Source organism: Pseudomonas sp. MF08875 (assembly GCF_059862525.1).
This window is the reverse complement of the sequence record NZ_JCBCUW010000051.1, coordinates 1-25,670: the sequence shown is the minus strand read 5'-3', so window position 1 is coordinate 25,670 and position 25,670 is coordinate 1. Positions and strand designations below refer to the sequence as shown.

21 protein-coding genes are annotated in these 25,670 nt (G+C 62.0%); 13 read left to right on the top strand and 8 right to left on the bottom strand.

The features are described from left to right. Nucleotides 1–76: 76 nt before the first annotated feature. The 9 genes from AC19YT_RS23505 to AC19YT_RS23465 all read left to right on the top strand — a co-directional run bounded on the left by AC19YT_RS23505 (nt 77) and on the right by AC19YT_RS23465 (nt 13,535). On the top strand, nt 77–1,261 hold the full coding sequence (locus AC19YT_RS23505; RefSeq protein WP_095107319.1) for a thiolase family protein: 1,185 nt from the start codon (nt 77–79) through the stop codon (nt 1,259–1,261). Between the two features lie 308 nt (nt 1,262–1,569). Continuing rightward, nucleotides 1,570–2,532 (top strand): DMT family transporter, encoded by a 963-nt coding sequence (locus tag AC19YT_RS23500; protein WP_095107321.1) that lies wholly within the window; start codon nt 1,570–1,572, stop codon nt 2,530–2,532. A gap of 81 nt (nt 2,533–2,613) precedes the next feature. Beyond that, nucleotides 2,614–4,335: a bifunctional isocitrate dehydrogenase kinase/phosphatase gene (aceK, locus tag AC19YT_RS23495; protein ID WP_500596911.1), complete on the top strand. Its 1,722-nt coding sequence runs from the start codon at nt 2,614–2,616 to the stop codon at nt 4,333–4,335. Nucleotides 4,336–4,443: 108 nt separating this feature from the next. Next, the gene (gene hrpA, locus AC19YT_RS23490) at nt 4,444–8,355 is read left to right on the top strand and encodes an ATP-dependent RNA helicase HrpA (protein WP_500611106.1); all 3,912 of its coding nucleotides are present in this window, start codon (nt 4,444–4,446) and stop codon (nt 8,353–8,355) included. Nucleotides 8,356–8,578: 223 nt separating this feature from the next. After that, a complete protein-coding gene (locus tag AC19YT_RS23485; protein ID WP_095107324.1) occupies nt 8,579–9,700 on the top strand; it encodes a beta-ketoacyl-ACP synthase III in 1,122 nt (373 codons plus the stop codon). Between the two features lie 137 nt (nt 9,701–9,837). Continuing rightward, the gene (locus tag AC19YT_RS23480) at nt 9,838–10,452 is read left to right on the top strand and encodes an RNA polymerase sigma factor (protein WP_095107326.1); all 615 of its coding nucleotides are present in this window, start codon (nt 9,838–9,840) and stop codon (nt 10,450–10,452) included. After that, the gene (locus AC19YT_RS23475) at nt 10,446–10,682 is read left to right on the top strand and encodes an anti-sigma factor family protein (protein ID WP_095107327.1); all 237 of its coding nucleotides are present in this window, start codon (nt 10,446–10,448) and stop codon (nt 10,680–10,682) included. The genes AC19YT_RS23480 and AC19YT_RS23475 overlap by 7 nt, the downstream gene beginning before the upstream one ends. Before the next feature lie 235 nt (nt 10,683–10,917). After that, the gene (locus AC19YT_RS23470) at nt 10,918–12,261 is read left to right on the top strand and encodes an OprO/OprP family phosphate-selective porin (RefSeq protein WP_095107328.1); all 1,344 of its coding nucleotides are present in this window, start codon (nt 10,918–10,920) and stop codon (nt 12,259–12,261) included. A gap of 149 nt (nt 12,262–12,410) precedes the next feature. After that, complete coding sequence (locus tag AC19YT_RS23465; RefSeq protein WP_095107330.1) at nt 12,411–13,535, top strand: GNAT family N-acetyltransferase; 1,125 nt, start codon at nt 12,411–12,413, stop codon at nt 13,533–13,535. Nucleotides 13,536–13,555: 20 nt separating this feature from the next. On the opposite strand, the gene aqpZ is transcribed toward AC19YT_RS23465, so the two are convergent. From aqpZ to AC19YT_RS23440, 5 genes are all read right to left on the bottom strand, one after another. Continuing rightward, complete coding sequence (gene aqpZ, locus AC19YT_RS23460; protein WP_095107331.1) at nt 13,556–14,254, bottom strand: aquaporin Z; 699 nt, start codon at nt 14,252–14,254, stop codon at nt 13,556–13,558. Between the two features lie 190 nt (nt 14,255–14,444). Beyond that, on the bottom strand, nt 14,445–16,277 hold the full coding sequence (locus tag AC19YT_RS23455; protein WP_095107332.1) for an ABC transporter ATP-binding protein: 1,833 nt from the start codon (nt 16,275–16,277) through the stop codon (nt 14,445–14,447). 77 nt (nt 16,278–16,354) lie between these two features. Then, nucleotides 16,355–16,918, bottom strand: coding sequence for a peptidylprolyl isomerase (locus tag AC19YT_RS23450; protein ID WP_095107334.1), 564 nt, complete (start codon nt 16,916–16,918; stop codon nt 16,355–16,357). A gap of 3 nt (nt 16,919–16,921) precedes the next feature. After that, nucleotides 16,922–17,725, bottom strand: a complete 804-nt coding sequence (locus tag AC19YT_RS23445; RefSeq protein WP_500611105.1) for an alpha/beta fold hydrolase — start codon at nt 17,723–17,725, stop codon at nt 16,922–16,924. A 23-nt stretch (nt 17,726–17,748) separates the two neighbouring features. Further along, nucleotides 17,749–18,672, bottom strand: a complete 924-nt coding sequence (locus tag AC19YT_RS23440; protein WP_095107336.1) for a PA3225 family LysR-type transcriptional regulator — start codon at nt 18,670–18,672, stop codon at nt 17,749–17,751. A gap of 50 nt (nt 18,673–18,722) precedes the next feature. Here AC19YT_RS23440 and AC19YT_RS23435 point away from each other — a divergent pair, with 50 nt between their 5' ends. From AC19YT_RS23435 to AC19YT_RS23425, 3 genes are all read left to right on the top strand, one after another. After that, entirely contained in the window at nt 18,723–19,037 is a 315-nt protein-coding gene (locus tag AC19YT_RS23435) for a 3-phosphoglycerate kinase (protein ID WP_095107338.1), read from the top strand. 150 nt (nt 19,038–19,187) lie between these two features. Then, nucleotides 19,188–19,787 (top strand): FMN-dependent NADH-azoreductase, encoded by a 600-nt coding sequence (locus AC19YT_RS23430; protein ID WP_500596917.1) that lies wholly within the window; start codon nt 19,188–19,190, stop codon nt 19,785–19,787. 225 nt (nt 19,788–20,012) lie between these two features. After that, nucleotides 20,013–20,870, top strand: coding sequence for a carboxylate/amino acid/amine transporter (locus AC19YT_RS23425; protein ID WP_095107340.1), 858 nt, complete (start codon nt 20,013–20,015; stop codon nt 20,868–20,870). A 20-nt stretch (nt 20,871–20,890) separates the two neighbouring features. On the opposite strand, the gene AC19YT_RS23420 is transcribed toward AC19YT_RS23425, so the two are convergent. Beyond that, a complete protein-coding gene (locus AC19YT_RS23420; protein ID WP_095107342.1) occupies nt 20,891–22,162 on the bottom strand; it encodes a mechanosensitive ion channel family protein in 1,272 nt (423 codons plus the stop codon). 192 nt (nt 22,163–22,354) lie between these two features. Between AC19YT_RS23420 and AC19YT_RS23415 the strand changes: the two genes are divergently transcribed. Continuing rightward, nucleotides 22,355–23,701: a DEAD/DEAH box helicase gene (locus tag AC19YT_RS23415; protein ID WP_095107343.1), complete on the top strand. Its 1,347-nt coding sequence runs from the start codon at nt 22,355–22,357 to the stop codon at nt 23,699–23,701. 287 nt (nt 23,702–23,988) lie between these two features. On the opposite strand, the gene AC19YT_RS23410 is transcribed toward AC19YT_RS23415, so the two are convergent. After that, nucleotides 23,989–24,966 (bottom strand): DUF6708 domain-containing protein, encoded by a 978-nt coding sequence (locus AC19YT_RS23410; protein ID WP_500611104.1) that lies wholly within the window; start codon nt 24,964–24,966, stop codon nt 23,989–23,991. 62 nt (nt 24,967–25,028) lie between these two features. Further along, nucleotides 25,029–25,670, bottom strand: a 642-nt coding sequence (locus tag AC19YT_RS23405; protein ID WP_500611103.1) for a hypothetical protein, incomplete at its 5' end; no start/stop codon positions are given.

Below are 25,670 nucleotides of genomic sequence, written 5' to 3'. Positions count from 1 at the left end.
GATTGTCGCGGTCGGCGCGCCCGGGGATTTACTCTCGGGCCACTCTCAACCGACAACAACAATCCCGAGGTGTGGCATGCGTGAAGTAGTGATCGTCGACAGTGTGCGTACCGGCCTTGCCAAGTCCTTTCGCGGCAAGTTCAACCAGACCCGCCCCGATGACATGGCGGCCCATTGCGTCAATGCGCTGCTGAGCCGCCACGGCATCGACCCGGCCAGTGTCGAGGACTGCATCGTCGGCGCCGGCTCCAACGAAGGTGCCCAGGGCTACAACATCGGGCGCAACGTGGCGGTGCTGTCGCGCCTGGGCACCGGCACGGCAGGCATGACCCTCAACCGCTTCTGCTCCTCGGGCCTGCAGGCGATTGCCATCGCGGCCAACCAGATCGCCTCCGGGTGCAGCGACATCATCGTCGCCGGCGGGGTGGAATCCATCAGCCTGACCCTCAAAAGCGTCAACACCGACCACCTGATTAACCCGCAGCTCAAGGAGCAGGTGCCGGGCATCTACATGCCCATGGGCCAGACGGCCGAGATCGTCGCGCGGCGCTACAACGTCAGCCGCGAGGAACAGGACCTGTACGCCCTGCAAAGCCAGCAACGCACCGCCCAGGCCCAGGCCGACGGCTTGTTCGACGATGAAATCGTGCCCATGGCGGTCAAGTATGCGGTCGAAGACAAGGCCAGCGGCCAGGTGCAGATACTTGATGGCGTGGTCGAGCGCGACGACTGCAACCGCCCCGACACCACGTTGCAGAGCCTGGCCGGGCTCAAACCGGTGTTCGCCGAAGACGGCTCGGTGACGGCGGGCAACTCTTCGCAGCTGTCCGATGGCGCTTCCATGACCCTGGTGATGAGCCTGGAAAAAGCCCTGCAACTGGGCCTTAAGCCCAAGGCGTTCTTCCGCGGTTTCACCGTGGCCGGTTGCGAACCGGACGAAATGGGCATCGGCCCGGTGTTCTCGGTGCCCAAATTGCTTAAGGCCAAAGGCCTGCAAGTGGCCGATATCGACCTGTGGGAACTCAACGAAGCCTTCGCCTCCCAGTGCCTCTACGCGCGCAATCGCCTGGAAATCGACAACGCCAAATACAACGTCAACGGCGGCTCGATTTCCATCGGCCACCCCTTCGGCATGACCGGCTCGCGCCAGGTCGGCCACCTGGTGCGCGAACTGCAACGGCGCAACCTGCGCTACGGCATCGTCACCATGTGCGTGGGCGGCGGCATGGGCGCTACCGGGTTGTTTGAAGCGGTGCGTTGAAGCGCTACAAGCCCTGCAATTATTGAATGGGTCTTATGTGGGAGCGGGTGGGATTTTCATTTTCCTCTGTGGGAGCGAGCCTGCTCGCGATGGCGCCACATCAGTTGCTGGATGAGTGGCTGACCCACCGCCATCGCGGGCAAGCCTGCTCCCACAGGTGTTTCTCCCACAGGGTAAAAGGTGCTTTCCATGCTGTAGGGCAACCGCCCCATACAGTTCTGCCTGCGGCGCGTTTCAAACTGTGACTGTGTGTCGCGCCGTGGTGGGCCTAGAATGGCGGTCTTTCGCCGTCGCTTCAGAGGTTCGCCATGCACGTTTCGTCCGGTCGCTGGGTTTATGGGCTGCTCCTGGCCTTGTTGACCGCGTTGTTGTGGGGGATCTTGCCGATCAAGCTCAAGCAGGTGCTGGTGGTCATGGACCCCCTGACCGTGACCTGGTATCGGCTGCTCGTGGCCGGTGGCCTGCTCTTCATCTACCTCGCCCTGGCCCGGCGCTTGCCGAGCCGCAAGGTGCTGGGTAAGCGCGGTAAATGGCTGGTGCTGCTGGCCTCGCTGGGGCTGGCGGGCAACTACGTGCTGTACCTGATGGGCCTCAACCTGCTCAGCCCCGGCACCGCGCAACTGGTGGTGCAGACCGGCCCGGTGATGCTGCTGGTGGCCAGCGTGTTCATCTTTCGCGAGCGTTTCACCCTCGGCCAGGGCGTGGGGCTGTTGGTGCTGCTGGTCGGGTTCGGGTTGTTCTTCAACCAACGCCTGGTGGAATTGCTCACCTCCCTGACCGACTACACCGCTGGCGTGCTGCTGGTGCTGGCCGGCTCCACGGTCTGGACCTTCTACGCCCTGGGCCAGAAGCAACTGCTGACGGTGTGGAGTTCGTTGCAGGTGATGATGGTCATCTACCTGTTCTGCGCGTTGGTGCTCACCCCTTGGGTGCATCCGCTGGAGGCCTTGCACCTGACGTCGCTGCAAGGCTTTTTGCTGTTCGCCTGTTGCCTCAATACCCTGATCGGCTACGGTGCGTTTGCCGAGGCCCTGGCCCACTGGGAAGCCTCGCGGGTCAGTGCGACCCTGGCGATCACGCCGCTGGTGACTTTCGTTGCCGTGGCCCTGGCCGCGTGGCTGTGGCCCGATTACGTGCACGCCGAGCAGATCAATGGCCTGGCCTACTTCGGCGCGTTGCTGGTGGTGCTGGGGTCGGCGCTGACGGCGTTGGGCCCGTCGTTGATGGCCGGGCTCAAGGTACGGCGCGAGCGCCTGGCCACCAGAGTCTAGCAATTGCCCACATTGGCCCTTCTCCTGGGCCCGGGCACTGGCTAAGCTCCAGGCTTCGCAAATTCCCGCAGAGGTCTTCCTATGCCGCAGCAATGGCCCGCCGCCGATATCGCTCGAATGATCCTTGAAGGCTTCGACGATTACCGTGAGCACTTTCGCCAGATCACCGACGGCGCCCGGGCGCGGTTCGAGCAAGCCCTGTGGCAGGAGGCCCAGGCCGCGTCGGCGGCACGCATCAACCTCTACGAAGAAAAAGTCGGCGAAACCGTGGCGCGCCTGCACCAGGCCTTCGACGGCCAGGCCCTGCTCGACGTGAGTTTCTGGCCCCTGGTCAAGAGCGCCTATATCAGCCTGATCGACCTGCGTTTCGACGATGAGCTGTCCGAGACCTGGTACAACTCCACGTTCTGCGGGCTGTTCAGCCATGACCTGATTAGCGACGGCTGCATGTTTATCCACACCACCCGGCCCAGCCTGCGCCGCGCCCGCGCCGCGCAGACCCGCACCTACAAACCCGAGGGCGAGCTGTCGGGCATGCTGGAGCAGATTTTCGTCGACTACAGCTTCAGCGAACCCTACGCCGACCTACCCGGCGACCTGCGGCGCCTGCTCGCGCAACTGCGCGAGAACCTGCCGGACTGGGTCTGCAAGGACCCGCACCTTTCAGTGGAGCTGTTTTCCTCGGTGCTGTACCGCAACAAGGGCGCGTACCTGGTGGGGCGCATCTACACCCCGGACGAGCAGTGGCCGCTGGTGATCCCGCTGTTGCACCGCGAGGGCCGCGGGATCCAGATCGACGCGCTGATTACCGATGAAGCGGACGTGTCGATCATCTTTTCCTTCACCCGTTCCTACTTCATGGTGGATGTGCCGGTGCCAGCCGAGTTCATCGGCTTTCTCAAGCGCATCCTGCCGGGCAAGCACATCGCCGAGCTGTACACCTCCATTGGTTTCTACAAACACGGCAAGTCGGAGTTCTACCGCGCCCTCATCAATCACCTGGCCAACACCGACGACCAGTTCATCATGGCCCCGGGCGTGCGTGGCATGGTCATGAGCGTGTTCACCCTGCCGGGCTTCAACACGGTGTTCAAGATCATCAAGGACCGCTTCTCGCCGTCGAAAAACGTCGACCGCGCCACGGTGATCGAAAAGTACCGCTTGGTGAAAAGCGTCGATCGCGTCGGGCGCATGGCCGATACCCAGGAGTTCGCCGATTTTCGCTTCCCGTTGAGCAAGTTCGAGCCGGCGTGCCTGGCCGAATTGCTGGAAGTGGCGGCGGGCACGGTCGAGGTGCATGGCGACACGGTGCTGATCCGCCACTGCTGGACCGAGCGGCGCATGACGCCCCTGAACCTGTACCTGGAAAACGCCAACGACGCCCAGGTGCGCGAAGCCCTGGAGGACTACGGCCTGGCCATCAAGCAACTGGCGGCGGCGAACATCTTCCCCGGCGACATGCTGCTCAAGAACTTCGGCGTCACCCGCCACGGCCGTGTGGTGTTCTACGACTACGACGAAATCTGCTTCCTCACCGAGGCCAACTTCCGCCACATCCCGCAGCCGCGCACCCCGGAAGACGAAATGGCTTCAGAACCCTGGTACTCCATCGGTCCGCTGGACGTGTTCCCCGAGGAGTTCCCGCCGTTTCTGTTCGCCGACGCCGGCCAACGGCGGCTGTTCGACCAACTCCACGGCGAGCTGTACAACGCCGACTACTGGAAAAGCCTGCAAGAGGCGATCCGCGCCGGGAAAGTAATCGACGTGTTCCCGTACCGGCGCAAGGGCCTGGATAACGAGTGAGCCGCAGTGTGGGAGTGGGCCTGCGCAGGCTCACACCCGACCTGCGGTGATGGCCATAAATCTGCGACAATCGCCGCCCTGCGCCACTAGACGACCTTTGCCTACCTGATGACTGACCAATCGCCTGCTTTCGACCAACTGCTGAAAAACCTCGACCACGCCATGCTCGCCGACCGTCACCGGTTGCGCCGCCAGTTGCTGGAGCTGCGCAAGCAACCCGACGAGGCCAAGCTGGCGCAGTGGCTGGAGCGCGCGCAGGCGTCCTGCGCCCGGGTGCTGGCGCGGCGGGCCAGCCTGCCGCTGATCCGCTACGACGACAGCCTGCCCATTGCCGCCAAGCGCGATGAAATCAAGGCTGCATTGCTAAAGCATCAGGTGCTGATAATCGCCGGCGAAACCGGCTCGGGCAAAACCACCCAGTTGCCTAAGATCTGCCTGGAAATCGGCCGTGGCCAGTACGGCTTGATCGGCCACACCCAGCCGCGGCGGATCGCGGCGCGCAGCGTGGCGAGCCGGGTCGCCGAAGAACTGGCCACGCCGTTGGGTGCGTTGGTGGGTTATCAGGTGCGGTTCGAGGACCAGAGCGACGCCAATACCCTGGTCAAGTTGATGACCGACGGCATCCTCCTGGCCGAGACCCAGAACGACCGCTACCTGGAGCGCTACGACACGATCATTGTCGACGAGGCCCACGAACGCAGCCTCAACATCGATTTTTTGCTCGGCTACCTCAAGACCCTGTTGCCGCGCCGCCCCGACCTGAAAGTCATCATCACCTCGGCCACCATCGACCTGGAGCGCTTCTCCAAGCACTTCAATGACGCGCCGATCGTCGAAGTCTCGGGCCGCACCTTCCCGGTGCAGACCTGGTATCGGCCCCTGACCCTGGAGCAGGACGAGGAGGGCAACCGGGTCGAGGACGACTTGACGGTGGACCAGGCCATTCTCGCCACCCTCGACGAAATCGCCGCCCATGAGCGTAGCGAGCGCAAGAGCCCGGGCGATGTGTTGGTGTTTTTGCCCGGTGAGCGGGAAATCCGCGACGCCGCCGACATGCTGCGCAAGGCCCAGCTCAAGCACACCGAGATTTTGCCGTTGTACGCGCGCCTGTCGCCGGCCGAGCAACAGCGGATTTTCCAGTCCCACCCGGGGCGGCGCGTGGTGCTGGCCACCAACGTCGCGGAAACCTCCCTGACAGTACCGGGCATTCGCTATGTGATCGACAGCGGCACCGCGCGCATCAGCCGCTACAGCTACCGCGCCAAGGTCCAGCGCCTGCCCATCGAGGCGATTTCCCAGGCCAGCGCCAACCAGCGCAAGGGCCGCTGCGGGCGGGTCGAACCGGGCATCTGCATTCGCCTGTACGCCGAGGAGGATTTCCTCGCGCGCCCCGAGTTCACCGACCCGGAGATCCTGCGCACCAACCTGGCCGCGGTGATCCTGCAAATGCTTCACCTGCGCCTGGGCGAAATCACCGACTTCCCCTTTATCGAACCGCCGGACGGCAAGGCCATCAGCGACGGCTTCAACCTGCTGCAAGAACTCTCGGCGGTGGACCGCAACAGCCAATTGACCCCGCTGGGCCGTCAGTTGGCGCGCCTGCCGGTGGACCCGCGCATGGGCCGCATGCTGCTGGAAGCGGCCAAACTGGGCAGCTTGCAGGAAGTGCTGATCGTCGCCAGCGCCATGTCGATCCAGGACCCCCGCGAGCGCCCGCCGGAGCGCCAACAGGCCGCCGACCAGGCCCACGCGCAGTGGAAGGACGTGGACTCGGACTTCGCCGGGTTGGTCAACCTGTGGCGCGGTTTTGAGGAACAGCGCCAGGCCCTGACCGCCAGCCCGCTGCGCAACTGGTGCCGCAAAAATTTCCTCAACTATTTGCGCCTGCGCGAGTGGCGCGATTCCCACCGCCAATTGAGCCTGATCTGCCGCGACATGCAGTTGGCCGTCAATAAAGAGCCGGCCGACTACCCGAAACTGCACAAGGCCGTGCTGGTGGGCCTGCTCAGCCAGATCGGGCAGAAAACCGAGGACGGCGACTACCTCGGCGCCCGCCAGCGGCGGTTCTGGATTCACCCGTCCTCGGGCCTGGGCAAAAAGCGCCCGCAATGGCTGATGACCGCCGAACTGGTGGAAACCACCAAGCTCTATGCGCGCATGGTGGCCAAGATCGAACCGGACTGGATCGAGCCGCTGGCCGGGCACCTGATAAAGAAAAACCACTTCGAGCCGCACTGGGAGAAGAAGCGCGGCCAGGTCGTGGCGTTCGAGCAGATCACCCTGTTCGGCCTGATCGTGGTCGGCCGCCGCCCGGTGCATTACGGGCCGATCGACCCGCCGCTGGCGCGTGAGCTGTTTATCCGCGAAGGCCTGGTGCGCGGGGAAATCCAGTCGCGGGCCAAGTGCCTGAGCGCCAACACGCGCCTGCTGGAGCAGTTGGACGAACTGGAAGCCAAGGCGCGCCGGCGCGACATCCTGGCCGACGAAGAAACCCTGTATGCCTTCTACGACGCGCGCCTGCCCGCCGAGATCCACCAAACGGCCACGTTTGACAGTTGGTACAAGGTCCACAGCCAGAAAGACCCGCAGTTATTAATGATGCGCGAGGAAGACGTGCTAGCCCGCGAGGCCAGCGAAGTCACCGCCGCCCATTACCCCGACACCCTGCACTTGGGCGATTTGGCCTTGGCGCTGAGCTATCACTTCGAGCCCAACCACCCGCGTGACGGCGTGACCTTGCGCGTGCCCGCGCCGCTGCTGCCGGCGTTGCCGCCCGAGCGTCTGGAATGGCTGGTGCCGGGGTTGATCGAAGCCAAGTGCATCGCCCTGGTGCGCAACCTGCCCAAGGCCCTGCGCAAGAACTTCGTGCCGGTGCCGGATTTCGTCAAGGCCGCGTTGGCGCGCATCACCTTCGCCGAAGGCTCGCTGCCCCAGGCCCTGGGCCGCGAGTTGCTGCGCATGACCGGGGTGCGCGTCAGCGATGAAGCCTGGGCCGAGGCGGCGCAGCAGGTCGACAGCCATTTGCGCATGAACCTGGAAATCGTCGATGGCCAGGGCAAGTTCCTCGGCGAGGGCCGTGATTGGGCACAGTTGACCGCTCGTTTCGCCGAGGCCAGCCAGGCTGCGCTGGCGGTGCCGCACACGGCGAAAAGTCAGGAGCCGGTGCAACCCAAGGCGTTCGCCGCGGTGGCCGAGAAAACTCAACAGAACATCGCCGGGCTGTCGATGACGGTGTACCCGGCGCTGGTGGAAGAGGGCGGCACGGTCAAGGAAGGGCGCTTCTCCACCCTGGCCGAAGCCGAGTTCCAGCACCGCCGCGCCTTGCAGCGCCTGCTGATGCAGCAACTGGCGGAGCCGGCGAAGTTCCTGCGCGGCAAATTACCGGGCCTCACCGAACTGGGGCTGATGTACCGCGAACTGGGGCGCATCGATGCCCTGGTCGAAGACATTCTGCTGGCCAGCCTCGACAGCTGCGTGTTGGACGGCGAAACCAGCCTGCCCCGCGACGGTGCCGGGCTCGCGTCCCTGGCCGAACGCAAGCGCGGCGCCTGGACCGAACACGCTGAACGCCTGGCGCGCCTGACCCTGGACATCCTCAAGCTGTGGCATGGCCTGCAAAAGTGCTTCAAGGGCAAGATCGACCTGGCCCGCGCCGTGGCCCTCAACGACATCAAGCAGCAACTGGGCAACCTGGTGTACCCAGGGTTTGTGCGCGAAACCCCGGTGCAGTGGCTCAAAGAATTGCCGCGCTACCTCAAAGCCATCGAACTGCGCCTGGAAAAACTCCCCGGCCAGGTGCAGAAGGACCGGGTCTGGAGCGGCGAGTTGAGCGGCCTGTGGGCGCAGTACCAGGCCCGTGTCGCCAAGCATGCTCAGGAAGGCAAGCGCGACCCGCAATTGGAGCTGTACCGCTGGTGGCTGGAGGAGTACCGGGTGTCGTTGTTTGCCCAGCAGTTGGGCACCAAGGTGCCGATTTCAGACAAACGCCTGAGCAAACAGTGGAGCCAAGTAGAGCCCTAGTGCATTTGCCCTGCTGCCCTGTCGTCTCGGCATAGGGGCCAAATGCTGGCGTTTATGGCAAACTTCGCCGCTATAAACGCCGTACCCGCAGTGCTGCGCTTTCGCAGCCACGGCGGATCGGAATAAAGCGACGCCAGGCCCGGCCCTCTAAGGGAGCCGGACCCTTTATGTGTTGGTACGTCGGTGCCAATGCTTTCTGCCTGAACGGATTAGAGAAACGACCATGCATAACGTCGTCATCAGTGGCACCGGCCTGTACACACCGGCCAACAGCATTTCCAACGAAGAACTGGTGCAGTCTTTCAACACCTACGTGGCCCAATTCAACCACGACAACGCCGAGGCCATCGCCCGCGGCGAGGTTCAGGCGCTGACCGAATCCAACGCCGCTTTTATCGAAAAAGCTTCCGGTATCAAGAGCCGCTTCGTGATGGACAAGGAAGGCATCCTTGACCCGCAGCGCATGGCCCCGCGCCTGCCCGAGCGCAGCAATGACGAGTGGTCGGTGCTTTGCCAAATGGCCATCGGCGCCGCCGAACAAGCCTTGCAGCGCGCCGGCAAGACCGCGGCCGACATCGACGGCGTGATCGTCGCCTGCTCCAACCTGCAACGCGCCTACCCAGCCATTGCCATCGAAGTGCAAGAAGCGCTGGGCATCCAGGGGTTCGGCTTTGATATGAACGTGGCCTGCTCCTCCGCCACCTTCGGCATCCAGGCTGCGGCCAACAGCGTGCAACTGGGCCAGGCCCGGGCGATCCTGATGGTCAACCCGGAAGTCTGCACCGGCCACCTGAATTTCCGTGACCGCGACAGCCACTTCATCTTTGGCGACGCGGCCACCGCCGTCATCATCGAGCGGGCCGACCTGGCCACCTCCAAGCATCAGTTCGACATTGTCAGCACCAAGCTGCTGACCAAGTTCTCCAACAACATCCGCAATAACTTCGGCTTCCTCAACCGTGCCGCGGAAGAAGGCATCGGCGCCCCGGACAAGCTGTTCGTGCAGGAAGGCCGCAAGGTGTTCCGCGATGTGTGCCCGATGGTGGCGGAACTGATCGGCGCCCATTTGCAGGAAAATTCGCTCAACGTCGGCGATGTGAAGCGTTTCTGGCTGCATCAGGCGAACCTGAGCATGAACCACCTGATCGTCAAGAAACTGTTGGGCCGCGAAGCCACGGAAGTCGAGGCGCCAGTGATTCTCGATACCTACGCCAACACCAGCTCGGCCGGTTCGGTGATTGCTTTCCACAAGTACCAAGACGATTTGCCGACCGGCTCCCTGGCCGTGCTCAGTTCGTTCGGTGCGGGTTACTCGATTGGTAGCGTGATTCTGCGCAAGCTCTGACCTGTCGGTTATGTTTCGCGCGCTAAAAGATGAAATTTCCTGCATTCGAAGGGGTTAAAGCGCTGTAACTTTTGGGCGCTGTCGCAGGTTTCCCAATACCTGCGGCCTTCTCCTAACCGCGACAGGAAGGGCAGTGAATGTTGGCTAAGGATGATGCACAACTGATCGAGCGCCTACTGGCGGGCGAGCAATTGGCCTACAAACAGTTGGTCAGCACCTATCAAAGCGCCATGCGCGCCGTGGCCTACGCCATCGTCGGCAACCGCCATGCCGATGAAGTGGTGCAGGATGCCTGGCTCTCGGTGGTGCGCAGCCTGGCGAAGTTCGAGGGGCGTTCGAGCCTCAAGACTTGGTTGCTGACCATCACCGCCAACGCCGCCAAGGGCCGCTACCGGCAAAACCGCCGCGAAGTGCTACTCGACGACCTGCCCGCCCCCCACGGTACCCTCGGTGACGAACGCTTCAGTCACGAGGATGGCCACTGGCTGGTGGCTCCTTACGCCTGGCATCAGGATTCCCCGGAAGCCTTGCTCAGCCAGGAGCAGTTGCGTCAATGCCTGGAACACACCTTGCTTAGCCTCTCCGAGTTGCAAAGCAGCGTGCTGTTGCTGCGCGAGCGCCAGGGTCTGGAGATGGAGGAAATCTGTAATCTTCTGCATATCTCCCTCTCCAATGTCCGCGTGCTGCTACACAGGGCACGGCTCAAAGTTTTCGCAACCGTGGAACATTTCGAGGAAACCGGCGAATGCTGACCTGTAAGGAACAAGTGGCCCGCTCCAGCGACTTTATCGATGGCCAACTGAGTTTTCGTGAACGACTGATGATGCATCATCACCTGCTGTTCTGCCCCAATTGCCGCCGTTTCATGCGCCAGATGCGCTTGCTGCAAGCGACCCTGCGCGAGCTGCCGGAACCCCCCGTACCGGGCCTGGACGAACTGGCTGCACGCCTCGCTGCCGAACAAAAAAACACCATCAAATAGCCCTCGCCTCCCGCCGAAAACTCCCCCGAACCGCTCTAGATTGCGGCTTACAGCTTGCCGCTCGCCGTCTGAACCGCTTATTTCTTTTCGAAGTAAAAAAGTTCCGCTGTAACAAAATCTTTATATATCAGCAACTCCTCTGAAATAACCCGCCGCCAAGATTCCCTCCCAACACCAGCGGGCCAGCCCCGCGTGTTTTCCAACGCCAAAGACCACCAATTAGGGGAACTCTTCGATGATCCGTAAGCACTTCGCCGGTTTTGCCGCCAGCGCCCTGGCCCTGGCAGTTACCGCCCAGGCTTTCGCTGGCACTGTCACCACTGACGGCGCCGATATCGTAGTCAAAACCAAGGGCGGCCTTGAGGTTGCTACCACCGACAAAGAATTCAGCTTCAAGCTCGGCGGGCGTTTGCAGGCGGACTACAGCCAGTTCGACGGCGTGTACACGAAGAATGGCGACACCGCTGACGCGGCTTACTTCCGTCGCGCGTTCCTGGAGTTGTCCGGTGTGCTCTACACCGACTGGGCCTATGCCATCAGCTACGACTTCTCCCATAACGCCGGCGATTCGGACAACGGCTACTTCGACGAAGCGTCCCTGGCCTATAACGGCTTCAAGCCTGTATCGATCAAGGTCGGCCGTTTTGACCCGGACTTCGGCCTGGAAAAAGCCACCAGCTCCAAGTGGGTCACCGCGCCAGAGCGCAACATGGCCTATGACATGGTCGATTGGGCCAACAGCCACCAAAACGGCCTGGGCCTGCAAGCCTCCAGCACCTTCGCCGACTCGTTCTACGCCTCGGCTGGCGTGTTCAGCAAAGACACCGACGACACCGACGGCAACAGCGTCAAGCAGGTCAACGGCCGCTTTGTGTTTGCGCCGATGCACGAGGCTGGCAACGTGCTGCACTTTGGTGTGAACCTCGCGTCCCGCGATGTTTCCGACACCGCGTTCGATTCGCGCTACCGCACCCGTATGGGCATCCGCGGCGTGGAAACCCTGGGCGGCAACGACGCCGGCACCAACGGCAACCGTCCGATCCTGGGTGGCAGCTCTTCCTCGCCAGCAGGCTCTTATGACCGCGATGACGCCTTCGGTCTGGAAGCCGCGTTCGCCATGGGCCCGGCCTCGATCCAGGGTGAGTACATCGCCCGCAAGACCAAGGCTGACGACAGCAGCCGCGAAGACATCAAGGGCCATGGCTTCTACGTGCAGGGTGCGTACACCCTGACCGGCGAATCGCGCGGCTATAAAGTCGGCAAATTCGACGCAATCAAACCGGCCAACAAAGCCATCGGTGCCTGGGAACTGTTCTATCGCTACGACAGCCTGACCGTCGAAGACGACAACATCACCACCGCCAGCCTGACCCGTGACGTCGGCGACGCTGAAGCCAAGGTGCACACCCTGGGCGTGAACTGGTACGCCAACGAAGCGGTGAAAATCTCCGCCGCCTACCTCAAGGCCAAGACCGACAACGTGACCAACGCCACCGCCGCCAGCGGCGGCACCCCGGCGCGTCGTACCGGCGACGACAGCGGCGACGGTTTCGTGGTCCGCGCCCAGTACGTGTTCTAAGCCTCACGCTGTTGCGTTCCAGGAGCTCTTTCTTCATCCGTTAAAGCTCCCCTCGTGTTCAACCCCGCTTCGGCGGGGTTTTTTTATTTCGGCCGGTGTCGCGGATAGGGGATACTCGCCGGGACTTTGGGTTCAGGGCGGGGGGTAGGATGGTGCTTGAGGTTGTGCAGGATTTTTCGGCCATCGCGCCCGCTGAATGGGATGCCCTGGTGCCGGCGAACCAGCCGTTCTTGCGCCACGGTTTTCTGGCGGCGCTGGAGGCGAGCGCCAGTGTCGGCCAGCACACCGGGTGGCAGCCCGAGCATCTGCTGCACCGTGAGGGCGGGCGCTTGCTGGCGGCGTTGCCCAGCTACCGCAAATGGCATTCCTATGGCGAGTACGTGTTCGACCACGCGTGGGCCGATGCCTGCGAGCGCGCCGGTATCGACTATTACCCCAAGCTGTTGACGGCCGTGCCCTTCAGCCCGGTCAGCGGCCCGCGCCTGTTGACGGCGGCCGGGCAGGATGGCGCCGAGTTGCTCCAGTGCCTGCCCGGTTACCTGGAGATCGAAGGGCTGGGCAGCGCCCATATCAACTTCACCGACGCCGCCACCGACGCTGCCTTGGCCGGGCAACCGGGTTGGCTGCAACGCATTGGCTGCCAGTACCACTGGCACAACCGTGGCTATCGCGATTTCCAGGATTTCCTCGACGCCCTCAGCTCGCGCAAGCGCAAGCAGATGCGCAAGGAGCGCGAGCAAGTGGCGGGGCAGGGCATCGATTTTGAGTGGCTCGAAGGTCGGCAAGTGGGCGAAGCACAGTGGGATTTTGTCTACGCCTGCTACGCCAATACCTACGCGGTGCGGCGCCAGCGGCCGTACCTGACGCGGGCGTTTTTCAGCCTGTTGGCCGAACGCATGCCCGAGGCGATTCGCGTGGTGCTGGCCAAACAAGGCACGCGGCCGGTGGCAATGGCCTTCAGCCTAGTGGGCGGCGACAGTTTTTATGGCCGCTACTGGGGTTGCCTGAAGGAGTTCGATCGCCTGCATTTTGAAACCTGCTTCTACCAGGGCATGGAATACGCCATCGCCGAGGGTTATCAGCGTTTCGATGCCGGCGCCCAGGGCGAGCACAAGTTGATCCGCGGGTTTGAGCCGGTGCTGACCCATTCGTGGCATTACCTGCGGCACGCGGGGCTGAAGGCGGCGGTCAGCGACTTTTTGGAGCAGGAGCGCGGCGGGGTGATGGCTTATGCGCTGGAAGCGAAAGCAGCCTTGCCCTATCGGCAAGGCTGACCTTCTTCAGGGATAGCGGTTCAGTGCTCCTCCTTGCCCAGCCAGCGGTAAGTCACGCCACCGATCACCGCACCGAGGATCGGCGCCAGCCAGAACAGCCACAACTGCTGGATCGCCCAGCCACCGACAATCAGCGCCGGCCCCGTACTGCGGGCCGGGTTGACCGAGGTGTTGGTCACCGGGATGGAGATCAGGTGGATCAGGGTCAGGGCCAGGCCGATCGCAATCGGTGCCAGCCCCGGTGGGGCGCGTTTGTCGGTGGCGCCGAGGATGATGACGATGAACATCGCCGTCATCACCAGCTCACTGACAAAGCCTGCGGCCATCGTGTAGCCCCCCGGCGAATGTTCGCCATAGCCGTTGGAGGCCAGGCCGCTGGCCAGCTCGAACCCCGGTTTGCCGCTGGCGATGAAGTACAGCAACGCCGCAGCGACCACCCCGCCAATCACCTGGGCCACTACATAGGCCGGCAGTTCCCGGGCGGGAAAGCGCCCACCGACCACCAGGCCCACCGACACGGCGGGGTTGAGATGGCAACCAGAGATATGACCAATGGCGAAGGCCATGGTCAGTACGGTGAGGCCGAATGCCAGCGATACCCCCAGCAAGCCGATTCCGACATCCGGAAACGCTGCCGCCAGTACCGCACTGCCACAACCGCCCAACACCAGCCAGAAAGTACCTAACAACTCAGTAACTGAACGTTTGAACAGAGACATGAGAGTGTCCTTTGAGGTCGACTTATCGACTCGATACAGCCGTTATGCTTCCTGCGTCTTACTTCAGGCTCTCTCCAGAACCTTGGCTCAGTACAGCAGGCCTGTGGCGTAATGCCAGTGCCCCGAAAAAAAACGCCGGGCCCCTGGTTTACAAGGGCCCGGCGTCACTTCGGCGGCGTGCGGCAGGCGTTCAGTCGATGCCGACGAAGCCGCCGGTCTGGTGTTGCCACAAGCGCGCATAGAGGCCGCCGTGGGCCAGCAGTTGGGCGTGGGTGCCGGTTTCGGCGATGCGGCCCTTGTCCAGCACCACCAGGCGATCCATGCGCGCAATGGTGGAGAGGCGGTGGGCGATGGCGATCACGGTTTTGCCTTGCATCAGGGTTTCCAGGCTTTCCTGGATGGCCGCTTCGACCTCCGAGTCCAGGGCCGAGGTGGCCTCATCCATTATCAGGATCGGCGCGTCCTTGAGCAGCACCCGGGCAATGGCAATGCGCTGGCGCTGGCCGCCGGAAAGCTTGACCCCGCGCTCGCCCACGTGGGCATCGAAACCGGTGCGGCCCAGGGCATCGGACAGGTGCGGGATGAATTCGTCGGCGCGGGCCTTGCGCACCGCTTCCCACAGTTGCTCGTCGCTGGCATCGGGCTTGCCGTAGAGCAGGTTGTCGCGGATCGAGCGGTGCAGCAGGGAGGTGTCCTGGGTAATCATGCCGATTTGCTCGCGCAGGCTTTCCTGGGTGACGTCGGCGATGTTTTGGCCATCGATCAGGATGCGCCCGCCCTGCAGGTTGTAGAGGCGCAGCAGGAGGTTGACCAGGGTCGATTTGCCGGCACCGGAGGGGCCGATCAAACCGATTTTTTCCCCGGGCTCGATGACCAGGTCCAGGCCACTGATGACGCCGCTGCGCTTGCCGTAGTGGAAGTCCACTTGCTCCAAGCGCACTTCGCCGCGCGCCACGTGCAGGCGCGGGGCCTGTTCGCGGTCGGTGACGGCCACCGGTTGGGCGATGGTCTGCAAGCCGTCCTGGACCATGCCGATGTTCTCGAAAATGCCGTTGACCACCCACATGATCCAGCCCGACATGTTGACGATGCGAATCACCAGGCCCGTGGCCAGGGCGATGGCACCCACCGAGATCAGCGAGTGGCTCCACAGCCATAGGGCCAGGCCCGTGGTGGTGACGATCAGCAAGCCGTTCATGGCGGTAATGGCCACGTCCATGCTAGTGACCACGCGCCCGGACAACTGGGCTTTTTCGGTTTGGTGGGCGATGGCTTCGCGGGCGTACTGCTGTTCGGACTGGGTGTGGGCGAACAGCTTGAGGGTGGTGATGTTGGTGTAGCCGTCAACGATGCGCCCCATCAGTTTGGAGCGTGCGTCGGAGGACTCCACCGAGCGCTGCTTGACCCGTGGCACGAAGTAGTAGAGCGCGCCGATGTAGGCGGCGATCCAGGTCAGCAGCGGGATCATCAGGCGCCAGTCGGCTTCGGCGAACAACACCAGGGAGCTGATGGCATAGATCAGCACATGCCACAGGGCGTCGACCGCTTGCACTGCTGAATCGCGTAGGGAGGCGCCGGTTTGCATGATGCGCTGGGCGATGCGCCCGGCGAAGTCGTTCTGGAAGAAGTTCAGGCTCTGCTTGAGCACGTAGCTGTGGTTTTGCCAGCGGATCATGCTGGTCATGCCCGGGTTGAGGGTCTGGTGTACCAACAGGTCATGCAGGCCGAAAAAGATCGGGCGCAGCACCAGGGCCACCACGGCCATCCAGATCAGTTCGTTGGCGTGGACGCTGAAAAAATCGGGAGAGGGCGTGCCCTGGGCCAGGTCGATGATGCGGCTCAGGTAGCTGAACAGGGCGACTTCAATCAGCGAAGCCACCAGGCCAATCAGCAACAGGGCGGCAAACAGCGGCCAGACCTGGCGCAGGTAATAGAGGTAGAAGGGCAGGACTTTGTCGGGGGGCGTCGCGTCGGGGGCGTCGCGGAAGATGTCGATCAGTTGCTCGAAACGACGATAGAACATGGGCTCGGTGCCCGCGTGCGGGCTCTCCTTGTCGAGGGTGGAGCGGCGCGAGGCAGGCCCCGCGCCGCTGGCGCGCGTCAGTCGATGCGCTTGGCCGACTTGATGAACACCGGGTCGGCGGGCACGTCGCGCATGCCATTTTTGACGGTGGTACGGGAGTTGACGATCTGGTCGACCACGTCCATGCCCTTGGTCACCTTGGCGAACACGGCGTAACCGGCATCGCGGCCCGGGTCGAGGAAGGCGTTGTCGGCAACGTTGATGAAGAACTGGCTGGTGGCCGAGTTCGGGTTGGAGGTGCGGGCCATGGACAGGGTGCCGCGCACGTTATGCAGGCCGTTGCTGGCTTCGTTGCGGATCGGGTCCTTGGTGTCTTTTTGCACCATTTGCTCGGTGAAGCCGCCGCCCTGGGCCATGAAGCCCGGGATCACGCGGTGGAAAATGGTGTTGTTGTAGAAGCCGCTGTCCACGTACTGGAGAAAGTTTTTGCTGCTGATGGGCGCCTTGACCGGGTCCAGCTCGATTTCCACTGCGCCGAAACTGGTATCCAACACGACTTTGGGGGCTTTTTCCGGCGTGGCAGCCATCAGGTGGGCGGCGAAGAAGACAGAGCCAGCGACGAGGGCGAGTTTTTTTAGCATGGGTCAGTGATCCTGAGGGGTGGTGTCGACTGTGGTTAGAAACTCAAGCAGGGTTTGGTTGAAGCGGTGTGGCTGGTCTAGCGGGGTGGCATGCCGCGAATCGGCGATGACCACCAGGTGCGCATCGCTCAGGAGCCGGACATAGGCTTCCTTGAGTGCCACCGGCGTGTAGTCACGCTCGGCGCTGATGACCAGGGTTGGACAGGTGACCCGCGAAAGTCGTTCCTGCACGCCCCAGCCGACGATGGCATCGAAGCTGGCGAGATAAGCACGTTTGTCGTTTTTTGCCCAGCGCTCAGCCATTTTTTGCCGCAGCGCCGCTTGTTCTGGCTTGGGAAACAGCTTGCTACCCAAGGCCCGGCCAATGGTGTCCATACCCAGCAGGCGCGCCAGGCTCCAGCGCTTGAACCACTGCCAGTAGTCGTCGGCGCTGCGCAGCTTGACCTGGGGGGCGCTGTTGACGATGCACAGGCTCTTGAGCAAGTGCGGTTGGTCCACCGCCAATTGGAAGCCGATCATGCCGCCCATGGACAACCCCACCAGGTGCACCGGCCCCAGGTTCAGGTGCTCGATCAGCGCCACCAGGTCGGCGCTGAACCCGGCAATGCTGTAGCGCTCGCGGGGTTTGTCGGAACGGCCGTGGCCGCGCACATCGGGGATGATGAGGCGGTAGCGGGCGGCAAGGTCAGGGATCTGCATCTCCCAGTCCAGGGCGCTGGAACCCAGGCCATGGACCAACAGCAGCGGCGTGCCGTGGCCGTATTCCTCGTAGTGCAGGGTGCAACCTTCGTGCTCGAAATAGGCCATGGCAGAACTCCTTGTTCAGTGGGTCAGGCTTGCTCGGGGGCGGCGAACGGGGCCTCCAGCGGCGCGGTGTCGAAGGTGCGCAGCAGTTCGACGAGGATTTGCGTGGCTGGGCCCAGGGGTTTTTCCTTGTTGGAGTACAGGTAGAAAGTCGGGTGGCGGCTGCCGCCCTGGTCCAGCGGCAGCAACTTGAGCAGGCCTTCCTTTATTTCCCGCTCGATCAGGTGCCGCGGCAGCCAGGCAAAGCCCAGGCCACTGCCCACGAAGGTGGCGGCGGTGGCCAGGCTGCCGACGGTCCAGCGCTGTTCGGCGCCCAGCCAGCCGACGTCGCGTGGCTGCTGGCGGCCGGAGTCGCGGATCACCACTTGCAACTGGCTTTCCAGGTCCTGGAAGCTCAGCTCCCGCTGCAAACGGTGCAGGGGGTGGTCGGGGTGGGCAACGGCGACGAACTCCACGCTGCTCATCTCGGTGCCCAGGTAGCCGGAGATGTTGTAGCCGCTGATGGCCAAATCCGCCACGCCTTCGAGCAGGACTTCTTCGACCCCCGACAACACCTCCTCGCGCAGGCGCACGCGGCAGCCGCGGCTTTGCGGCATGAACGCGGTGAGGGCGCGCACGAGGCGGGCATTGGGGTAGGCGGCGTCCACCACCAGGCGCACTTCGGCTTCCCAGCCCTGCTCCATGTGGTGGGCCAGGTCTTCGAGTTGGCTGGCCTGCTTGACCAATTGCCGCGAGCGGCGCAACAGCACGCCGCCGGCCTCGGTGAGCACGGCTTTGCGCCCGTCGATGCGCAGCAAGGGCACGCCGAGCTGGTCTTGCATGCGCGCGACCGTGTAGCTCACGGAGGACTGCGAACGGTGCAGCGCTTCGGCGGCCTGGGCGAAGCCGCCGTGATCGACCACCGCTTGCAGGGTCCGCCATTGATCGAGGGTAACGCGGGGCGCTTTCAAGTTGAGCTCCTCTTGTCCTAAGCTGGCAGCCCTTTGTTGGAGGCTGCCGAATGAGAAAAATTTGTTTTGCGTTACTGGCGCTGTTGCCGCTTAGTGCGTTCGCCTACCCGATCGCGGTGGAAAAACACCTCACCGGCGTGAGCGTCGACTACACCGCGTTCGACACCGATGCCGACATCGGCTCCATCCAGATCAACAACTACGGTAAGAGCGACGCGCTGTGCACGGTGGTGTTCCGCAATGGCCCCGAGGCGCCGCGCACCCGCAAAGTCGAGGTGCCGGCCGGCAAGTTCAGGAACGCCACGGCCAAGTTCAACCGCAGCATCATCCGCCTGCGTATCGAGCTGACCTGCGTGGCCAAGTAACGGGACGGGAGGCGGTCCTACGGGGAACGCTTCGCTTATAAACGAATTTATAGATCGGTTATAGCAGTTATTTGCGCTTTTTCATCGATAAGGCTCCGTTTAACCTCCACTCCATCGCCTTACAGCATCTACCGATGGAGCCTACAAGCCATGTCACGCGTTCTTATCATCGAAAGCAGCGCCCGCCAGCAGGACTCGGTGTCCCGCCAACTGACCCAGACCTTCATTACCCAGTGGCAGGCCGCGCACCCGGCGGATCAGATCAGCGTGCGTGACCTGGCCCTCAACCCGGTGCCGCACCTGGACGCTCACCTGCTGGGCGGCTGGATGAAACCCGCCGAACAACGTACGCAAGCCGAACAGGCCTCCCTGGAGCGTTCCGAAGCCTTGACCGAGGAACTGCTGGCCGCCGATGTGCTGGTCATGGCCGCGCCCATGTACAACTTCACCATCCCCAGCACCCTCAAGGCCTGGCTCGACCACGTGCTGCGCGCCGGAGTGACGTTCAAATACACCGCCACCGGCCCCCAAGGCCTGCTCACCGGCAAGCGCGCCTTTGTGTTGACGGCCCGTGGCGGCATCTACGCCGGCAGCAGCGCCGACCACCAGGAACCCTACCTGCGCCAGGTCATGGCGTTTATCGGCATCCACGACGTGGCGTTCATTCATGCCGAAGGCCTGAACCTGGGCGCCGACTTCCACGACAAAGGCTTGAGCCAGGCCAACGCCCGTTTGGCCCAACTCGCCTAAGGCGTTAATCGCCCGGTAATCGTAGGCAGGCTTAGTAGGCCTCCTTGCGCATTCCCCTTCAGATCGGTTCGCGCATCGAACCTCCCTTTGCACTTGTTGCTCCTGAGTGCTCCCGCCCGATCGGCCCTGTGGCCTGATCGGGTTTTTTTTGCCTGCGGGTTCCTGCCGGGTTTCCCTGCGCGGCGCAAAACCGCTAAGGTCGCCGCCATTTGAAATGAGGTGCCTATGGGCTATCTACTGGTTGTCACGCTGATTCAGGCGTTTTCCTTCAGCTTGATCGGCGAATACCTGGCCGGGCATGTGGACAGCTACTTCGCCGTGCTGGTGCGGGTGGTATTGGCCGGGTTGGTGTTCATTCCCCTGACCCGTTGGCGCCAGGTGGAACCGCGTTTCATGCGCGCCATGCTGCTGATCGGCGCGTTGCAGTTCGGCGTCACCTACGTGTGCCTGTACCTGAGTTTTCGGGTGCTGACGGTGCCGGAGGTGCTGCTGTTCACCATCCTCACGCCGTTGCACGTGACCCTGATCGAAGATGCCCTGAACCGGCGTTTCAACCCTTGGGCGTTGATCGCGGCGCTGGTGGCGGTGCTGGGCGCGGCGGTAATTCGCCTGGACCGCATCAACCCGGACTTCTTCATGGGGTTCTTGCTCCTGCAACTGGCCAACTTCACCTATGCGGCGGGGCAGGTGCTGTACAAGCATTTGGTGGCGCGCCACCCCAGTGACCTGCCCCATTACCGGCGCTTCGGTTACTTCTACTTGGGGGCGCTGGCGGTGGTGTTACCGGCGTTCCTGGCCTTCGGCAAGGCGGATTTTTGGCCCGAAGCGCCGTTGCAGTGGAGCGTGCTGGTGTTTTTGGGGTTGGTGTCTACGGCGCTGGGGATGTACTGGTGGAACAAGGGCGCGTGCCTGGTCAGTGGCGGCACCCTGGCGGTGATGAACAACCTGCACGTGCCGCTGGGGCTGCTGGTCAACCTGTTGATCTGGAACCAGCACGAAGACCTGGGGCGCCTGGCCCTTGGCGCCCTGGTGATCCTGGGCGCGGTGTGGATCAGCCGCCGCGGCGCACTTCGCACCTCGTAGCAAGCGGGCGAGCTCGCTTGCTACGTTGTTTCGGGGGCGAGAGGCGGGAAGAGCCCGGCGCGCAGGTCGTTGCCGCTGGGCTGTTGGTACAGGCTCAGGCCGAATTCCGGTAGCACCGCCAGCAGGTAGTCGAAGATATCGCCCTGGATCCGCTCGTAATCGGCCCACGCGGTGGTGCGGGTGAAGCAGTAGATCTCCAGCGGCACCCCTTGGGCCGTGGTTTGCATCTGGCGGACCATGCAGGTCATGTTCGGCTGAATTTCCGGGTGGCTCTTGAGGTACGCCAGCGCGTAGGCGCGGAAAGTCCCCAGGTTGGTCATGCGGCGGCGGTTGGCCGACAGCTCGGCGACGTTGCCCTGGGCCTCGTTCCAACTCTTGAGTTCAGCCTGTTTGCGGCCGATGTAGTCGGTCAGCAGGTGCACCTGGGTCAGGCGTTGTTCTTCCTCGTCGCGCAGGAAACGCACGCCGATGGCGTCGATGTACAGGCTGCGCTTGATCCGCCGGCCACCGGCCTGTTGCATGCCGCGCCAGTTCTTGAACGACTCGGACATCAGGCGCCAGGTGGGAATGGACACGATGGTTTTATCGAAATTCTGCACCTTGACCGTGTGCAGGGTGATGTCCACCACGTCGCCGTCGGCGCCGACTTGGGGCATTTCGATCCAGTCGCCGACCCGCAGCATGTCGTTGCTGGTCAACTGCACGCTGGCGACGAACGACAGCAGGGTGTCCTTGTAGACCAACAGGATCACCGCCGACATCGCCCCCAGGCCGGATAGCAGCAACAGCGGCGAGCGGTTTATCAGGGTGGCGACGATGATGATCGCGCCAAACACGTACAGCACCATTTTCGCCAGTTGCACGTAGCCCTTGATCGACCGGGTGCGGGCGTGTTCGGTGCGCGCGTAGATGTCCAGCAAGGCATTGAGCAGGGCGCTGAGGCTCAGTACCAGGAACAGGATGGTGAATGCCAGGGCGACGTTGCCCAGGAATACGTGGCTGTTCTTGCTCAGATCCGGCACCAGGTTGAGGCCGAACTGCACGATCAGCGACGGCGTCATCTGGGCCAGGCGATGGAACACCTTGTTTTCGCGCAAGTCGTTGACCCAGTGCAGGGCCGGTTGCCGGCCCAGTAGCCGGGCGGCGTGCAGAATTAAGTAGCGTGCCACTCGTCCGAGCACCAGGGCGACCACCAGCAAGGCGCTCAGGGCCAGGCCGGAAAACAGCAGCGGGTGTTGATCGAGCATGCCCCAGAGGTCTTGGGCGTTGAGCCAGAGCTGTTTCATATCCATGGGTAAAGCGATTCTTCTGTAGGACGAGACCGGGCGATTAGAGCATTTAAGACAAGCGAGGTTACGATTCGGGACAAGTTCGCTAACAAAAATGCAGCTGATTGCGCTGCTTTGCGTAAAGAAACTCGGTTTGGCCGCGCGAAACCGTTACCCTATGCGGCTGTTTTTCTGCATTTCTTCGAGGTAGCACCCGTGTTTTCCCAATTCGCCCTGCACGAACGCCTGCTCAAAGCCGTGGCCGAGCTTAAATTTGTCGAGCCTACGCCAGTGCAAGCCGCGGCCATCCCGCTCGCGCTCGAAGGGCGTGACCTGCGGGTGACGGCGCAAACCGGCAGTGGCAAAACCGCCGCTTTCGTCCTGCCGATCCTCAACCGCTTGATCGGCCCGGCGAAAGTCCGCGTCAGCATCAAGACCCTGATCCTGCTGCCGACCCGCGAACTGGCCCAGCAGACCTTGAAGGAAGTGGAGCGTTTCGCCCAATTCACCTTCATCAAGTCCGGCCTGATTACCGGCGGCGAAGACTTCAAGGTGCAAGCCGCCATGCTGCGCAAGGTGCCGGACATCCTCATCGGTACGCCGGGGCGGATGATCGAGCAGCTCAACGCCGGCAACCTCGACCTCAAGGAAGTCGAAGTGCTGGTGCTGGACGAAGCCGACCGCATGCTCGACATGGGGTTTGCCGACGACGTGCAGCGTTTGGTCGAGGAATGCGCCAACCGCCAGCAGACCATGCTGTTCTCCGCCACCACCGGCGGCTCCACCCTGCGCGACATGGTCGCCAAGGTGCTGGTCAACCCTGAGCACTTGCAGCTCAACAGCGTCAGCCAACTGAACGCGACCACTCGTCAGCAGATCATCACGGCCGACCACAACCAGCACAAAGAACAGATCGTCAATTGGCTGCTGGCCAATGAGACTTATCAGAAGGCAATCATCTTCACCAACACCCGGGCCATGGCCGACCGTATCTACGGCCGCCTCGTGGCGCAGGAATACAAGGCCTTCGTCCTGCACGGCGAAAAAGACCAGAAAGACCGCAAGCTGGCCATCGACCGCCTCAAGCAGGGCGGCGTGAAAATCCTCGTCGCCACCGACGTCGCCGCCCGCGGGCTGGACGTCGAAGGCCTGGACATGGTGATTAACTTCGACATGCCCCGCAGCGGCGACGAGTACGTGCACCGTATCGGCCGCACCGGCCGCGCCGGTAACGATGGCCTGGCGATCTCGCTGATCTGCCATGGCGACTGGAACCTGATGTCGAGCATCGAGCGCTACCTCAAGCAAAGCTTCGAGCGCCGCACCATCAAGGAAGTCAAAGGCACCTACGGCGGGCCGAAAAAGGTCAAGGCCTCGGGCAAGGCCGTGGGCGTGAAGAAGAAAAAGGTCGACGCCAAGGGCGAGAAAAAGAAAACCGGCGCCAAGTCGCCGACCAAACGCAAGATCGCCAACCGCCCCAAGACCGACGCCCTGTCGCTGGTCAGCAAGGACGGCATGGCGCCGCTCAAGCGCCGCAAGCCCGAAGCACCTGCGGCCGAGTAAGGCGCGCAGGCCATAAAAAAACCGGCCCCTGGCCTAATGCCAGTCAGTTAAGCTGACTGGCATTTTTATTTCTGATCGGATACTCCGGGGGTATCAAGCCTGATGGCCAGGGCTAAACGCATCCCTCTCGTCTAATCTGCAGCAGCCAAAGGTCAAGCGAGAGGGCTCAACTGATCGGCATTAGCCCGCATTCTGCTGATGAGCAAGCAGCGCTAAAGCGTTGCCTGAAACGGTTTCTCGCAGACGACACGTTCGGCTTCGGGATCACTGATGACCAGGTGTCGCACTCAGGCTTCGGGGGCTCTTGATTTTGAGTGGGCTTCTTCATAGGCAGCGGCAGCTGCTCTGGCGAATGCTACATATTCGTCTTGTTGACGCTTATCCTCTTCATCGAAATCGGGGTACTCGCCTACATTCATGGGGGCTGTTCGTTGATAGGGATCATTGATCGGGATTTGGCACTCGGCTTCAACTTCATTCGGCCAGCGGGGTTCGCGACAAGTACTTAAGGCAAGCCAACGGAAAAAACCATACAGCATGCTGAACAAGAACAGTTTTACAGACTGATAGCCGTCAAACCAACTAATAACCAGCAACATACAATTGCGAAAGGTCGGCCGAGTCGAGATCGATAAGGCAAGGGGTGGATAAGGCAAGGCCGCTGGTGATTCTTCCATATACAAGCGAAGCGCTTCCCAGTGCTGCAGGATTCCTGCATGGCTTTCACAATACTGGCCGACGGCGAAGGTGTAACGCACGATACCGTCGTCATCCAGCACATGACCGCGCAGCTCATAAATATAATGCCCCACATCACGACCCCGCCCGACACACCAATGGACCTTATCCCAATCCAGGGTCATGACACCGTTCTTTTTATTGTGCCGAAAGAGGTAGACCTTGCGATTTATTCGGTTGAAGCGAATGGGGTAGTGAGTATAGCAGAACGAGTCCTTTAATACCGCAAACACAATCCCTATAGTCGCCAGCAAAGAAAGCAGTATGGTCGCATACCACCCTAAAAGAATACGTGCCAATTCAACATTTCCGTCAGGCTCTGGCTTATATATCGTAGTCCCAAAAATAAACGCAAAATATAAGCAAATAATAGTTAGAGGAGCACCTCCCATAACGGCCCAGCCACGCAAAAAAAACCAACGCTCGATATACTCAACAAACACACTATTAATCTTAATCAGCCCACTATCCATCGGAGGCAGATTGATCGGCACATTTATATCAAGCTTCCCTTCAAGCTCGCGCATGCTCATTGGCCTATTGATTTTGTAGCGGGTCAACCATCCATCGTACGCTCGCGTATCTTTACTCACAGGACGCCCCCCGCATTCAGACCCAGCAGCTCATTCCATGATTTGTTTTGTTCAACTAAAGATGTAAAGGGGACTGATTCGTTATTGCCATAAGGGGTTTTATCTAACCATTGCTCTATTTTGTTATCGTGCAGCAGGTGGACAAGCCAATCCCCCAGCAATGACAATGCAGCGACGGTCAAAAAAATGACAATGCCAACGCCCAAAGACATACAGCTAAACAATATTGCAAAAGACGCACCTGCGCCTAAAACACCAAGAGTTAAGCGCAAAGCAAATACCGGATAGTCTTTTTTACCCCATGCCTCCGATGCACTTATAAAATCAACAAGCGCCGTAAGAACACCGCCAACCACACTCAGCCCCTTCGCAATACCACCCAGCCCACCCAAAGACCTAACTATGTTCTCCACCGTCGATCCAAACGGCCTAGCCAACCGACTCCCCACCTCCGGATACCGCTTCAACACCCGGTCCGCCATATCCACCCCGGCCCCCGTCAAACTAAAGACCGCCGCCGTCAAGTTGATGCCCGATTTAACTGTCACGCCCTCTTTCTCCATCAACTCCATCGCCATGTAGCCGTTCCATCCATCCAATATTCCGCCCACGACGCTGACTCCCACCTCCATGTTCGC